Genomic DNA, 14,274 nt, shown 5'->3' on the forward strand with positions numbered 1-14,274 from the left:
CTGACAGGACTGTTTGCTGTTCGCTTGGAGCAGAAAAGACGGCTTTCTCGGCAGCCTCTACCATGTGAATGGAAAGACTGGTCAAAAAGCCAGCTACAGCCAATGCTGCCTTGAATCCCCTGATCAAGATGCATCTCCGCTCTCGATCGGCATGGGAGTCTCATAGTGTCTCTTGAAGCGCATGATGACTGCAAATCCATCATCGGAGCGCTTGCGAAAGCGAAGCTCGCCTCCATGTGCCCGAACGACATCCCCAGCAATCGAGAGGCCCAGGCCGGAACCAGTCGTACTTTTTGTATGAAATGGCTCCCGGACCCGCTGCCATTCCGGAACCGGAATCCCCGGCCCGTCATCAACAACCTCGACGACAGCAGCATCCCCATCCGTAAGAACCCGAACCTCCAGACGTGTCTCGGCGCCATGCTTCAAGGCGTTGTGGATCAGGTTCGATAGCGCTTCACGCAAGCTGACCGCGTCGCCCCTGATGAGCACCGGTTCTTGCGGATCACTGAAGGAGATGTCGACGTCGCGATCGAGCGAGAGAGGCACGGCGCTGATCAGGGTCTGACGGGCAAGGGCGGCCAGATCCATGGTGTCAAACTCCGCAACCTCCGCCCGATGAATAATCATGGCATGGTTGAGAAGCTGGTTCGTCAGGCGCCCCAATTCGGCGGTTCGTTCCTTGACCCGGGAGAGTTGCTGCTCCCGTCGCTCCGGCCTGGACTCCTCGGTGAGGAGATCGACCTGGGATGCCAATCCTGCCAGAGGCGTTCGGATCTGATGAGCGGCATCGGCAATGAACCGTTGCATCAGGGCAATGCGGCCGGAGAGCCGATCCATGAAACGATTGATGGTGGTGACGAGCGTCTGGATCTCGCGCGGGATCTCAAGGTCGAGCGGAGTCAGATCCTTGGGATCCCGTGACCGCAGTTCGCGCTCCACACGTGTCAGGGGAGCTAGAGCTCGTCGGACGGCAAACAGGACAGCCATGAAGGCAAGGCTGGTCATAGCGAACACCAGCAGCAAAGCCTTGAAAGTCAGATCTCGTGCCAGACTGGTACGAGCCTCACGGGTTTGTGCAACCACAACCTGAGCCCATCCCGGTGTCGCAGGATCCGAGACGAGGCGTCCGACAGTGGCGATCCTGACGGGGAAACCCCGGTATTCACCGTCGAAGATCACCGGTGTTCGTGTTTCAGCTGAAGATCCTGCAGGGATCAGATCATCGTATCCGGTTAGAACAACTCCGCGTGGGGCGACGACCTTGTAGAAGATGCGATCATTGGCCGACAGCGAGAGCGTTTCGAACGCGGAAAACGGAGGATCAACCGAAACCGTACCCTCTTGAGCATAGATACTCTCCGCGATCTGGAGGGCGGCTCCCACCAAAAGACGATCATAGGCATCATCAGCCGCAACTCGGGCATAGAACCATGCGGCTGTTCCCAGCACGATCGATCCGGCACCGAAGATAAGGGCAATGACCAGAATGATGCGGGAGTAGAGGGAAGGGCCTGATCTGATCATTGGCATACGATCTGGTAGCCAAGCCCCCGCAATGTCCGGATTTCCGCGCCAGACCCAGCCAGTTTCTTTCGCAACCGGGCGACATACTGTTCCACGGCATTCGGGCTGGGCTCGTCATCAAACCCGAACAGCTGATCGACAAGTTCGTCCTTGCCGAAGATCCGGCCCGGCCGTGCCGCCAGGATCTCGAGCAGCGTCAGTTCCCGGCGGGTCAGATCGATGGGAGTGCCATTGATCCTCACGGCTCGTGAGCCCCGGTCGACGGTCACCTGCCCGCAGACCAGCTGATTGGTGGACTCGCCAGCACTGCGCCGGAGGAGTGCTCGCGCCCTCGCCTCCAGCTCACGGTAGTCGAACGGCTTCACCAGGTAATCGTCCGCCCCGAGATCGAGCGCGTCGACCCGGTCGTCGACCTGCGACCGGGCTGTGAGGACAAGAACCGGGGTTTTCGATTTTCGCTGCCTGAGGCGTTTGAGGATTGTGAAGCCGTCGAGCGCCGGCAGGTTCACATCGAGGATCAGAAGATCATAGGCCTGGACCTCCAGAACCTCGTCGGCCACGCCCCCGTCCTTCTCCCAATCAACCGTGTGGCCGATCCGCTCGAACCGGGCGACGATCGCCTCCCCGACGTCCTCGGTATCTTCCACGAGCAGGATCCGCATCTCCGTCCCTCACCAACTCCCGGCTGTCAGGTTGATGACAGGTTCACAGGGTACGCAACTCGCATGAGGCCGCCAAGAGGCGAGTGCGTTCCGCCCGACAGGCCGCCCGAAGTGCTCCAACGATGAGCCGCCAAGCGGGGCTGTAACAGGCTAACGAGGGAACTGGTCCATCGGCGATGACCCTCCATGAGCAAGAGCAACCGTCTAAGGTAGGATGAAATGCAGATTACAGGCATGCTCCACGGAGCCAAGCTGCTTCAGTTCGCCGGGTTCCCGACCTCGGAGGTGCTCGGCCCTGACGCCAGCGAGGAGGAGATCCGGGCCCTCATCGACCGCTGCGGCAGCGTGTTCATCAAGCCGGTGTTCAAGGGCGGCGTCGGCAAGAAGGGCAAGGCCGGCCTCCTCGGCCGCGCCTCGGACCTGAAGACCGCTCTCGCGGAGAAGGAGCGGCTCTACTTCGTCGAGCATCGGGTCGGCGCCACGGTGGCTAAGGCCAATGGGGTGACCTTCGAGGGTGCCGTGCCGGCCGAGCACGAGGTCTACTTCTCGATCTCGGACTCGACCCGTTTCCGAGCGCCCACTATGACCCTAACCCACCATGGCGGCATGGACATCGAGGAGGTCGACAAGAGCCTCGTGGCCCAGATCCCCTTCGACGCGCTGACCGGCCTCAAGGCTTTCGTGGTCGCCAACGCCCTCTCGGAGCTCAACGCCCCCAAGCAGATCATCTCCCCTCTCGTCCAGCAATTGCCCAAGCTGTGGGAGCTCTACCACAACTTCGGCATGACGACGCTCGAGCTGAACCCGATCCGCATGCGCCCGGACCGGAACGGGCGCCTGACCCCGGTGGCCTGTGACTTCAAGTGCGGCTTCGACCGGGACGACCCGCGCTGGGAGCGGCTCAACCTGCCCAACCACCTGTTCGCGGTCGACTACTCGGACTTCGAGCTGGAGATCAACCAGCTTCGCACCTACCAGGGCCAGAGCGACGTCTATGTCATCAACCCGCAGGGCACCATCCTGGCACCCACCTTCGGCGGCGGCGCCAACTCCCTCGTCACCCAAATGCTGGGCGACGACGCGATCATCTCGTCTGACTTCGGGGGCAACCCTCCGTACGCCAAGATGAAGGAGGTGGCTCGGATCTGCTTCAAGCACTGGCTCAAGCAGTCGAACGTGCTGTTCATCATCGGCGGCAAGTCGAACAACACCGACATCTTCGAGACCTTCCGCGCCATGGCCGATGCCCTGCGCGAGCACTTCGGCCAGCATGGCCCGACACCCCTCTACGTCGTTGCGGGTCGCGGCGGGCCCAACCTCATTCGTGGCATGGGCGCCCTGCGCGACACGCTCGAGGCGCTCGGTGTTCCCTATCGGCTGTTCGGCTTCGACTCCGACATGAGCGAGGTCATCAACCATGCCCGTGCCGCGGATGCCTGGATGAAGGCCGGCGGACGCGATGAGGTCGCGGCGAAGCTGCGCATCCCGGTGGCGGCTGCTGCCTGAGCCGGCCCACGCACGAATAGATTGGAGGAGACACAATGTTCAAGCAGGGCGTCGGCAGCTTCAAGTACCATGTGGGCATCAGCTCCCTCGACCAGATCGCCACCCGCAATGATCGGGTCTGCGTGCTCAACATCCTGGGCGGCGAGTCCAGCGATGTCACCCCGGTGGGGCATGCCTACTCGGGCGGCAACGTGGTGTTCGGCACCTCGCCAGGCCGCAGCGGCCAAGTCCTGGAGACGCCGGTCGGGAACGTGCCGGTCTACAACAACGTCCGCGAAGGGCTCGAGGCGGGGCACCGCTTCAACTGCGGTGTGATCTACCTGCCGCCTTCCGGCGCCCGCGACGGCGTCGCCGAGCTGATCCGGGTCAACCCCGAGCTCAAGAAAATCTTCATCGTCACCGAGAAGCTCTCCGTGCACGACTCGCGCGAGATCCGGGCCATGGGCCAGCAGAACGGGATCGACATCTTCGGCGGCAACAGCCTCGGGGTGGCCGACGCCTGGAACCAGGTCCGCATCGGCGGAGCTTTGGGCGGCGACAGTCCGGCCGAGGCCCTGCGCAAGGGCTCGATCGCGATCTTCTCGAACTCGGGCAACTTCACCACCACGATCGCCACGTACCTGCGCATGGCCGGCTGGGGCACCACCACGCTGATCTCGAGCGGCAAGGACGTGTACATCCACTACGCCGCCCCGGAGTTCGCCTTTGCGCTGGCCAACGACGCCCGCACCAAGGCCGCTGTGCTCTATGCGGAGCCAGGTGGCTACTACGAGCTCGACGCCAACTTCACCAAGCCGGTGGTAGCCTGCGTGGTCGGGCGCTGGAAGTCGAAGCTCACCCGCGCGGTCGGCCATGCCGGCGCCATGGCGGGCGGCCACGACGATGCAGAGGCCAAGGAACAGTGGTTCATGGCCAAGTTCGGCGTCGACGACATCTTCACGCCGGAAAACCCGGTCTTCTCGTCCAAAGGCGCGGTGGTGACGAACATCGCCCATATCCCGCTGGCCCTCACCGCCGTGATGCAGGCCAATGCCGCCCGGCCCGACTTCGAGCCAGAGGGCAGCCTAGCCCTCAAGCCGTGGTTCGGCTCAAGCCAGGGTATCGTGCTGCCGCCGGAGCTTGATCTGCCGGTGGTCACGGCGGCAAGCCCCTACGACCAGCAGATCGAGCACCTGAACCGGCAGATCGGGGCTGTGTTTCCGCGGCAAGCGATGAAGGATGCCTCCGGCGCCTCGCAGATGGATCCGAAGACCCAGATCACGGCCCTGCACGGCACATCGATGCTGGACGCCGCCCAGTTTCCGGTGGAGTCCAACATCTGCTTGTCCCTCCTGCGGGAGCCTGGCAGTGAGAAGGACCGGGAGCTGGTCAATGCTGCCGTGGGAGCCGAGATCAACCTGTTCGGCACGCCTGCTCTGGCCGCTGCCCAGGCGGCACGGGAGGCAGGTAATGCTCCCAACACGGTCCTGGCGGCAGCCTGCACCATCCTCGGCCCGAGGTCTGCCGACCAGGCACGCCAGGCCGTGCGGGCCCTGGTCAAACACTTTGCAGAGGCTGGATTGCGGAGCGCCGTCGACGAGAGCTTCGACCTGAGCTCGGTGCAGTTCGATGGCGCTGCAGGTCTGTTCGTGTCCGATCACCCCGACGCCAAGGCCGAAGCCCTGCTTGACGGCCTGCAGGCCCGTGGCGTGAAGTCGGTGTTCGTGCGTTACCTGCGCACGCTCAACGGCCATCCATCAGCCGATGCCGTTCTGGCCGCGGTGGCCACGACGCTGGCGTGGGAGCCGTTGATGCGTAAGCGCATCTCGTTGCTGACGGTCGAGACCCTGCCCTGGTGGCTGCGGCTGTTCGGCGTCCTGATTGGCGCTTCGGCCGATGCCAGCCAGCATCGGGAAGATGCCTTCGGTCATATTCCCAATGAGGAGGTCATCGGGTCCCGCTCCTTGACCGAAGTCGCGTTCGCGGCCCTGGTCGGCACCGAGCCCTCTCCCGACAACCTGTTTGCCTTCCAGACACTGGTCGGTTTGCTGCTCTCGAACGGGCCTGGCACCATCTCGGCTCAGGGCGCCAAGGGTGCAGTCTCGGCCGACGGTCCTGAGACGCCCGAGCGGGTGCAGCTCAACAAGGCACTGATCGGCTTCCTGACCCACTCCGGCTATGCCCATGGCGGCAACGGCTACGAAGGCATCGCCTTCCTGATCGAGCAGTTCCAGGACGTCGATCTGGCCGACCCGGGGGATCCGGATCACGGCATCGACCTGCCGGCGCTGGCCCACCGCTATGCGGCCGAGTACGCCACCTACAAAGCGAGCAAGAAGACGGCCGGCAGCCTCGACATCCGGAAGATCCCGGGCGTGAACCACCCGGTGTTCAAGGACAAGCCCGTGAACCACGATCCGCGTGAGGTCTTCGTGCGGGAGCTGTTTGAGCGGCGCGAGGAGTACAACGTCTTCCACGCGTACTACCAGGAACTGGTCAAGGCCCTGTACGAGACTGGCGTGTCCCGCAACGTCTACTGCGTCAACATCGATGCGGTGATCGCGGCCCTGCTGCTGAAGATGCTGTGGCAGCCCTACCGCGAGGGGGCTCTGAGCAAGGAGAGCCTCGAGACGAGCGCGTTCACGCTCTTCCTCTATGCCCGCATGCTCGGCTGCGCGGCCGAGATCGACGACCACCTGAACCGCGGCCGGAACATGGACACCCGGACGGCGGCATCGAAGTGCCAGTACGTATCCTGACCGTGGCTGAGAGGATGACAGGAAGGACCGGGAATGAGTGAGCTTCTGACGGCTGAGGCCCTGTCGGCCTTCCTCCAGGTGATCATGATCGACCTGGTGTTGGCCGGGGACAATGCCGTGGTGATCGGCCTGGCGGCCGCCGGACTGCCCAAGGAGCAGCGCAACAAGGCCATCCTGATCGGCATCATCGCCGCCACAGTCCTGCGCATCGTGTTTGCGCTTCTCACCACCCAGCTTCTCCAGATCGTCGGCCTGCTGCTGGCCGGCGGCATCCTGCTGCTCTGGGTGTGCTGGAAGATGTGGCGCGAGCTGCGGGCGGGACATGCCGAGAAGGATCTGGAAGCCGAGGAGGCGCTGGAGGATCGCGACCTCGACCAGGACGGGCTGATCGCCGAACATGCTCCGAGAAAGACGTTCGGACAGGCGGCCTGGCAGATCGTGCTCGCCGACGTGTCCATGTCGCTCGACAACGTGCTGGCGGTGGCAGGCGCTGCGCAGGAGCACCCGGTCATCCTTGTCTTCGGTCTGGGCCTGTCGATCGCCCTGATGGGTGTTGCCGCCAGCTTCATCGCCCGCCTGCTCCAGAGGCACCACTGGATCGCCTATGTGGGTCTGGCCGTCATCCTCTACGTGGCCGTCGAGATGATCTACCGCGGCGCTTTGGAAGTCTGGCCTATGGTCAACGGCGGATGATGCCGGTGCCTTAGCTTGTGCGACAGCCAATCTGTCTTGGAAGAGAACTACCGGACCTATTTCATGGAAGCGGTGCAAGACATCGAAGCATGGCTCGCTGGATCACCAATCCGGTGGCTCAAAGCGCTCTCTCGACTCATAGTCGGCATTCCCCACTTCTAAGCTAGGCCACTTAGATTTCTGGACTAACCACAAGTTCTCGCAGTCACGCCAGTGTAGCTGTGTTGCAGAAAGATCGTTCATTGCTCATTCGACCGCTCGGCAGCACCATCAGCCTTCAATGGGTGGTCCTGCTCGGCCTCTCTGCCCTGTTCGGCTCGATCTTAGAGCTGTTGCATCTCCCGGCAGCGCTACTTCTCGGCCCCATGATCGCTGCCATTGTCCTCGCGACGGCAAACGGGTCGGTGCGGTTACCACCCATCCTTTTCTTTCTTGCACAGGGGGTGTTGGGCTGCATGATCGCGCGGAGTGTTCCGCTCTCGATCTTCGCCGAGATCGGTCGCCATTGGCCCATTTTCCTCCTGGGGGTTGCGTCAGTCATAGCGGCGGCAGCAACTTTGGGCTGGCTGCTGACACGCTGGCATGTTCTGCCAGGCACCACGGCTGTCTGGGGCTCGTCACCCGGTGGAGCTTCAGCCATGACGCTGATGGCCGAGGCCTATGGGGCGGATATTCGGCTTGTTGCCTTTATGCAGTACACCCGTGTGCTCTGCGTGGCAGTGGTGGCGTCTCTCGTGTCGCGCTTCTGGTTTGCTGGCTCAGGCGCTCCAATGCCAGAGGTCGTCTGGTTCCCAGGGATCGCCTGGAGGTCATTTGCCGAGACACTCGCGCTGGCTGGTGCTGGTACCATGCTCGGCCACCGTCTTCGTATTCCGGCTGGTCCGCTGCTGGTGCCGCTCTGCCTCGGTATCCTGCTACAGGACACCGGAGTGATGACAATCGAACTGCCGCCATGGCTCCTGGCGATGAGTTACGCTCTCATTGGTTGGAGCATAGGCTTGCGTTTCACACGCTCGATCCTTGCTCACGCAGCCCGGGCGCTCTCGCGTGTCATTGCTTCAACCTTAACCCTGATCGCGGTCTGTGGTCTGTTCGCTGCCGGCCTGGTGTACTTGGTGGGCGTGGATCCGCTAACGGCTTATTTGGCCATGAGCCCGGGTGGTCTCGACTCTGTCGCGATCATTGCAGCCTCAAGTACGGTCAATCTGCCTTTCGTCATGGCCATGCAAACGGCCCGTTTTCTGGTGGTTCTCCTCACCGGTCCAAGCCTGGCACGGTTTCTCGCCAGAAGAGTGGGCGGGTCAAAAGGAAATGGTAGTCTCTTGCCATGAAGCCGATGGCGTCTTTGTTCATCCTGCTGTCACTTTGCCTTTAACTTTGAGATTCGTCGCGTTGGGTGTCGAAAAGCGACATTCTTTGCCCTTAAAGGCGAGATGCCGATCAGGTTTGTTCGCTGCTCTTTGATCCCTGCGTGTAAACGCGGAGCTGTATCTGGCGCGCGATACGATCGACGGTGGCGAGCAAACGGGCTCCCTTGTGATAGGTCCGGAGCAAGGCGACCTTGGCGAACTCTGTCAGGTCCCGTTTCATCTCCATCGCAGCCAGCCGCACGCCCCTATAACCGCTGTCTCACTTTTAGGGGGAAAAATCTCGATTTTATAGGCAAAATCTCACATTTAGCGGCAAAGGATTGCCCTTGATTTTGTTGAGTTCCTTATCTCGCCTTTAGGGGCAAAGCGACACCCATCACGATGCCTTGAATGAGGTGTTCACGCAGGTACTCGGGATCTTGAGTGCGGAGGGGCTCATCACCCTGCAGACTGTCATGCATGACGGCACGAAGATCACCGCGCAGGCCGGACCGAGCTCGTTCAAACAAGAGGAGCAGATCAGGAAGCATCTGGCCGCAGCTCGGGAGCATGTCGCTGCTATGGGCGATCCCCGCCGCGAAGAGCAAACACCCCGGCAGACCGCCGCTCGCGAGCGAGCCCGGCGGGAGAGGCTTGAGCGCCTCGAGCAGGCCTTGGCCAATGTTCAGCAGATCAGCCAGGCCAAGCGCCCGGGCTATGCGCGTGCCAGGCCGCGACAGATTGGGGTCAGCGCAACCGATCCGGAGGCGCGGATCATGCGTCACGGTGATGGTCACTACGCCTTGAGCTACAACGTCCAGATCTCGACCGATGCTGCTCATGGCATCGCAGTTGGTTTGGATGTCGGTCAAGCGGCCCCCGATTACGAATACCTTGCTCCTGCTGTCGACCAGATCGAAGAGCGACTGGGCCAGACACCTGATCAGATGGTGGTGGATGCCGGCTATACCAGTCGCGAGAACATCCTTGCGGCGCACGAGAAGGATGTCGAACTGATCGGCCCGTGGGTTGAGACCGATGGCCGGGTCCAGCAGCGGTTTGCGCGGGTGGGCGTGACCGATGCTTTTCTGCCTGACAAATTCCAGTACGATCCGACTTCGGATACGTACACTTGCCCGGAAGGTAAGCGTCTGACGGCCCGCGACGGTCATGACCGGCCGGGACGAAGGCTGGTGCGCTACCAGGCCAGCAAAACTGATTGTCGGGTCTGTCCCAGCCGCCGGCAGTGCTGCTCTGGCAATCGCACTTACGGGCGGTCGATCGTGGTCACGCATGAGGATCCGGTGGTGAGCGCCTTCCGGGCTCGTCAAGCAAGTCCAGAAACACGGACCTTGCTGCGTGAGCGCGGACGCGTGGCAGAACTGGTCGATGCATGGCTGAAGGAGAAGCTCGATCTCCGTCGCTTTCACGTGCGTGGGTTAGCGAAGGTTGGCACCGAGGCGCTCTGGGCAGTATTGACCTACAATGTCCAGCAGTGGATCCGACTGCGGTGGCGGCCGCGTTTTGGAGCACACATAGCCTGAAGAAGGCAAATCGGCAGGTGCTGACGTCCCAAGCTGGGCCCCTTACCGAGTAGATCTCCTGCATAACGACTGCTCCTCCGCTCACAGACATCGTGGAGGAGTGACCACTGTGAAGGGACGCCACCTGGCCTGCCAAAGGGGTTTTCTCACACGTCGCGGATCGTCACGTGGGAGACGTCGAGGCCCCGCTCGGCCAGCAGCTCCTCCATAGTATCTATAGCTCAATGTGAATTGCAGGTAGAGCCAGACAGCCTGCCGGATAATCTCTGACGGGAATTGGTGATGAGCATAGGAGATGGGCCGCATCCCCCTACCCTACCGCGCATCAACCCGATCCGTCAGCCGTTCCCGTGACAATGCCCTCTTGCATCCGAAATGGCTGCACTGCTTTGAGAACAAGAGGGTCCAGCTTGTCACCTTCCTGACCGGCGTAGGTTGCAATGGCACCCCGCATGCGAGGGGTCCAAAAGGCCATGAGGTGATTTCGGATTCCGGCTACAGCCTCCTCCTCCGGGTATGATCGGAAGAAGGCTGCGATCTGGTTCGCCATGCGAATCAGCTTCTCGGTGCTCATGCCACGACTTCCTGCCCGCGGACCCGCTCAAGTCCATGAAAGACTGTCATCGTGTCCTGCCGCGCGATGCCGATCAGCGTGATGTCATGCAACCGCGCTCGTTCCAGCGCGAGGGATGTCGGGGCGGAGATCGCGACGAGCGTTCTTGCACCGAAGGATGCCGCTTTCTCGACCAACTCGAAGGAACAGCGGCTGGTCACAATTACGAATCCCTGTTCCGGTTGACCTCCTTCCCGGCAGAGGGCGCCGATGAGTTTATCGAGGGCATTGTGGCGTCCGACATCCTCACGCGCCATCGCAATTGTCCCATCGAGATCGGCCCAGGCCGCCGCATGCATGGCTCCTGTGAGGCAGTTCAACGGTTGCTTGCCCCGAAGCCCGTCGAGGGCCGCCCTGATGGCTTGAACCGATACGGTTGGTGCCGAGCCCGCAGGCGAGCGCGCCTTTGGCAGAGCCTCCAGATCGTCAATGCCGCACACACCGCATCCCGTGCGCCCGGCCATAGCTCGCCTTCGGGCGAGATGCCAATGCAGGCGGTCAGCCATGAGATCGACCTCAAGCCGGATCCCACGCTCTTCGGTCGCCAGGCGGATCGAGCGGACATCGGCAGGCTTGTCGATGACGCCTTCGGTGAGGCTGAAGCCGACCGCAAAGTCCTCAAGATCAGATGGGGTCATCATCATGACGGCGAAGGGAATGCCACTATAGACGATGTTGACCGGCACCTCGACAGGAACCATTCGGCTTGCCAGTAACACCTCGTGGTCCCCGAACGGGATGATCGCGGCGGGAGTCTCCAACGCGGCGGGAGCCGTCAACGGTGTCCTATTCAGCGGCATGGAGGCCGGCCTCGACCCGAGTCAGGGTCTGACTGTCCGCATCGTGCCTCTCCTGCCAATCGGAGAGTCGGTTCGTCCGGCGGACCTGCACGGCCGTCACCTTGTATTCCGGACAGTTCGTCGCCCAATCGGAATAGTCGGTCGTGACGACATTAGCGCCGGTCTTGGCGTGATGGAAGGTCGTGTAGACGATGCCCGGCTGCACGCGCTCGCTGATGCTGGCGCGGAGCGAGATCTCGCCCGAACGGCTCTCGAGCGAAACCAGATCGCCATCGCGGATGCCTCGGCTTTCGGCGTCGAAGGGGTGAATCTCCAGAATATCTTCGTCGTGCCAGAGGCTGTTCTCGGTGCGCCTCGTCTGAGCGCCGACATTGTATTGCGACAGGATGCGTCCTGTGGTGAGGATCAGCGGAAAGCGCGGTCCCGTGCGCTCCTCGGTCGGCACGAACTCGGTCAGCATGAACTTGCCCTTGCCGCGCACAAAACGGTCGACATGCATCACAGGTGTACCTGTCGGGGCCGCGTCGTTGCAGGGCCATTGCACCGAGCCGAGTTCGTCTAGTTTCTTGTAGGACACGCCGGCAAAGGTGGGCGTGAGGCGAGCAATCTCGTCCATGATCTCGCTCGGGTGCGAGTAGTGCATAGAGTATCCGAGAGCATTGGAAAGCGCCATCGTGACTTCCCAGTCGGCCATGCCTGCGAGCGCCGGCATGACCTTCCGCACGCGGTTGATCCGCCGCTCCGCATTGGTGAAGGTGCCGTCCTTCTCCAGGAAGGAGGATCCCGGCAGGAACACATGGGCGTACTTGGCGGTCTCATTCAGGAAGATGTCCTGCACCACCACGCATTCCATCGCCGTTAGGCCAGCGGTCACATGCTGCGTGTCGGGATCGGACTGGGCGATGTCTTCACCCTGAACGTAGAGACCCTTGAAGGTTCCCGCGACAGCTTCGTCCACCATATTCGGGATGCGCAGCCCCGGCCCGTTCTGCAACGGCACACCCCAGAATGCCTCGAACATCTGCCGCGTCGCATCGTCCGAGACGTGCCGATAGCCGGAGAACTCGTGCGGGAAGGAGCCCATGTCGCAGGAGCCCTGGACGTTATTCTGGCCCCGGAGCGGATTGATGCCGACGCCGGGACGACCGATATTGCCGGTGGCCATGGCCAGATTCGCCATGCCCATGACCATGGTCGAGCCCTGGCTGTGCTCGGTGACGCCAAGGCCATAATAGATCGCCGCATTGCCGCCGGTGGCATAAAGACGGGCGGCGCCCCGCACGTCCGCCGCCGGCACGCCGGTCAGATCCTCCACGGCTTCGGGAGAGTGGCGCTCATCGGCGATGAAGCGGGCCCAGACGTCGAAATCGTTCAGGTCGCAGCGCTCGCGGACATAGTCCTCGTTCATCAGCCCCTCGGTCACAATGACATGGGCCATTGCGTTAATGAGCGCGACGTTGGTTCCTGGTTTCAGAGGCAGATAATAGTTCGCCTTCACATGAGCCGACTTGACCAGATCAACCCGCCGTGGATCGGCCACGATGAGCCGCGCTCCCTCCCGCAGGCGTCTTTTCATGCGTGACGCGAAGACCGGATGGGCCTCGGTGATATTGGCTCCGATGACCATGATGACGTCCGCCTGATCGACGGAGGCGAAGTCCTGGGTGCCGGCCGATGTGCCGAGTGTTGACTTTAGACCGTAGCCGGTTGGCGAGTGGCAGACGCGGGCGCAGGTATCGACATTGTTGTTGCCGAAGGCGGCCCGCACCAGCTTCTGGACCAAGAACGTCTCCTCGTTGGTGCAGCGCGAGGATGTGATGCCGCCGATAGAGTCGCGGCCATAGGTAGCCTGGATGCGCTTGAACTTGCTCGCGGCATAAGTGATCGCCTCGTCCCATGAGACCTCGCGCCAGGGATCGGTGATCCTCTCGCGGATCATCGGCTTGGTGATACGGTCCTTGTGCGTGGCATAGCCCCAGGCGAAGCGGCCCTTGACGCAGGAATGGCCCTCATTGGCCTTGCCATGCTTATAGGGCACCATGCGCACAACCGTATTGCCCTTCATCTCCGCCTTGAACGAGCAGCCGACGCCGCAATAGGCGCAGGTCGTGATCACCGAATGTTCGGGCAAGCCCATCTCGATGACGCTGTTCTCGTTCAACGCCGCCGTCGGGCAGGCCTGGACGCAGGCCCCGCAGGACACGCACTCCGAGCCGAAGAAATCGAGGCCGCCCGGCGACACGCGCGAGGCGAAGCCCCGGGTCTCGATCGTCAGAGCGAAGGTGCCCTGCACCTCCTCGCAGGCCCGCACGCAGCGCGAGCAGACGATGCATTTGGCGTCCTCGAAGGTGAAATATGGGTTGGACGTGTCGTTGGGAGCATCGAGGTGGTTCTCGCCCGCGTAGCCGTAGCGGACCTCGCGCAGGCCGACAGCGCCCGCCATGTCCTGCAATTCGCAGTCGCCGTTGGCGGAGCAGGTCAGACAATCGAGAGGGTGGTCGGAGATATAGAGTTCCATGACACCCCGCCGAAGGGCCGCAAGCCGCTCGGTTTGGGTATGGACCACCATGCCTTCCTCAACCGGGGTCGTGCAGGAGGCGGGTGTTCCGCGCCGTCCCTCGATCTCCACGAGACAGAGTCGGCACGACCCGAAAGCCTCCAAGGAATCGGTGGCGCAAAGTTTTGGAATCTCGGTCCCCATCATCATAGCGGCCGCCATGACAGAGGTGCCGGCAGGCACGCTCACCGTCTGGCCGTCGATGTTCAGGGAAACCGACTGAGCCGTCGTCGGGATCGGCGTGCCGTGGTCGACTTCTTCGATCAGAGCCATCGTCGTCGCTCC

At 62.2% G+C, this 14,274-nt stretch carries 10 protein-coding genes and 1 pseudogene; 5 read left to right on the forward strand and 6 right to left on the reverse strand.

Translation table 11 applies throughout. From position 1 onward, the window contains the following. Positions 1–123: 123 nt before the first annotated feature. Positions 124–1,527: a sensor histidine kinase gene (locus JO965_RS43690; protein ID WP_203447817.1), complete on the reverse strand. Its 1,404-nt coding sequence runs from the start codon at positions 1,525–1,527 to the stop codon at positions 124–126. Beyond that, positions 1,524–2,189 (reverse strand): response regulator transcription factor, encoded by a 666-nt coding sequence (locus tag JO965_RS43695; protein ID WP_203447818.1) that lies wholly within the window; start codon positions 2,187–2,189, stop codon positions 1,524–1,526. Before JO965_RS43695 ends, JO965_RS43690 begins: the two co-directional genes overlap by 4 nt. A 219-nt stretch (positions 2,190–2,408) precedes the next feature. On the opposite strand from JO965_RS43695, the gene JO965_RS43700 reads away from it, so the two are divergent. From JO965_RS43700 to JO965_RS43720, 5 genes are all read left to right on the forward strand, one after another. Then, a complete protein-coding gene (locus tag JO965_RS43700) occupies positions 2,409–3,695 on the forward strand; it encodes an ATP citrate lyase citrate-binding domain-containing protein (RefSeq protein ID WP_203447819.1) in 1,287 nt (428 codons plus the stop codon). 35 nt (positions 3,696–3,730) lie between these two features. Further along, positions 3,731–6,433, forward strand: a complete 2,703-nt coding sequence (locus JO965_RS43705) for a CoA-binding protein (RefSeq protein WP_203447820.1) — start codon at positions 3,731–3,733, stop codon at positions 6,431–6,433. Between the two features lie 33 nt (positions 6,434–6,466). Then, positions 6,467–7,126, forward strand: a complete 660-nt coding sequence (locus JO965_RS43710) for a TerC family protein (RefSeq protein WP_203447821.1) — start codon at positions 6,467–6,469, stop codon at positions 7,124–7,126. Positions 7,127–7,368: 242 nt separating this feature from the next. Further along, complete coding sequence (locus JO965_RS43715) at positions 7,369–8,457, forward strand: AbrB family transcriptional regulator (protein WP_203447822.1); 1,089 nt, start codon at positions 7,369–7,371, stop codon at positions 8,455–8,457. A gap of 425 nt (positions 8,458–8,882) precedes the next feature. Continuing rightward, positions 8,883–10,019, forward strand: coding sequence for an IS1182 family transposase (locus JO965_RS43720; protein ID WP_203447823.1), 1,137 nt, complete (start codon positions 8,883–8,885; stop codon positions 10,017–10,019). Positions 10,020–10,174: 155 nt separating this feature from the next. Here the strand turns inward: JO965_RS43720 and JO965_RS48745 are convergent. The 4 genes and pseudogenes from JO965_RS48745 to fdhF all read right to left on the reverse strand — a co-directional run. After that, positions 10,175–10,325 (reverse strand): annotated as a pseudogene (locus JO965_RS48745) (IS6 family transposase); the annotation flags it as partial. 19 nt (positions 10,326–10,344) lie between these two features. Next, a complete protein-coding gene (locus JO965_RS43725) occupies positions 10,345–10,593 on the reverse strand; it encodes a formate dehydrogenase subunit delta (protein ID WP_203447824.1) in 249 nt (82 codons plus the stop codon). Then, a complete protein-coding gene (gene fdhD, locus JO965_RS43730; RefSeq protein WP_203447825.1) occupies positions 10,590–11,432 on the reverse strand; it encodes a formate dehydrogenase accessory sulfurtransferase FdhD in 843 nt (280 codons plus the stop codon). The genes JO965_RS43725 and fdhD overlap by 4 nt, the downstream gene beginning before the upstream one ends. Then, complete coding sequence (gene fdhF, locus JO965_RS43735) at positions 11,419–14,262, reverse strand: formate dehydrogenase subunit alpha (protein ID WP_203447826.1); 2,844 nt, start codon at positions 14,260–14,262, stop codon at positions 11,419–11,421. The genes fdhD and fdhF overlap by 14 nt, the downstream gene beginning before the upstream one ends. Positions 14,263–14,274: the final 12 nt, after the last annotated feature.

Source organism: Microvirga sp. VF16, from assembly GCF_016864375.1.
In the GTDB taxonomy this organism is placed as follows: domain Bacteria; phylum Pseudomonadota; class Alphaproteobacteria; order Rhizobiales; family Beijerinckiaceae; genus Microvirga.

Coding starts and splice junctions, on each gene's coding strand:
- JO965_RS43690 (WP_203447817.1), bottom strand. CDS start 1,527: ATGATCAGATCAGGCCCTTCCCTCTACTCCCGCATCATTCTGGTCATT.
- JO965_RS43695 (WP_203447818.1), bottom strand. CDS start 2,189: ATGCGGATCCTGCTCGTGGAAGATACCGAGGACGTCGGGGAGGCGATC.
- JO965_RS43700 (WP_203447819.1), top strand. CDS start 2,409: ATGCAGATTACAGGCATGCTCCACGGAGCCAAGCTGCTTCAGTTCGCC.
- JO965_RS43705 (WP_203447820.1), top strand. CDS start 3,731: ATGTTCAAGCAGGGCGTCGGCAGCTTCAAGTACCATGTGGGCATCAGC.
- JO965_RS43710 (WP_203447821.1), top strand. CDS start 6,467: ATGAGTGAGCTTCTGACGGCTGAGGCCCTGTCGGCCTTCCTCCAGGTG.
- JO965_RS43725 (WP_203447824.1), bottom strand. CDS start 10,593: ATGAGCACCGAGAAGCTGATTCGCATGGCGAACCAGATCGCAGCCTTC.
- fdhD (WP_203447825.1), bottom strand. CDS start 11,432: ATGCCGCTGAATAGGACACCGTTGACGGCTCCCGCCGCGTTGGAGACT.
- fdhF (WP_203447826.1), bottom strand. CDS start 14,262: ATGGCTCTGATCGAAGAAGTCGACCACGGCACGCCGATCCCGACGACG.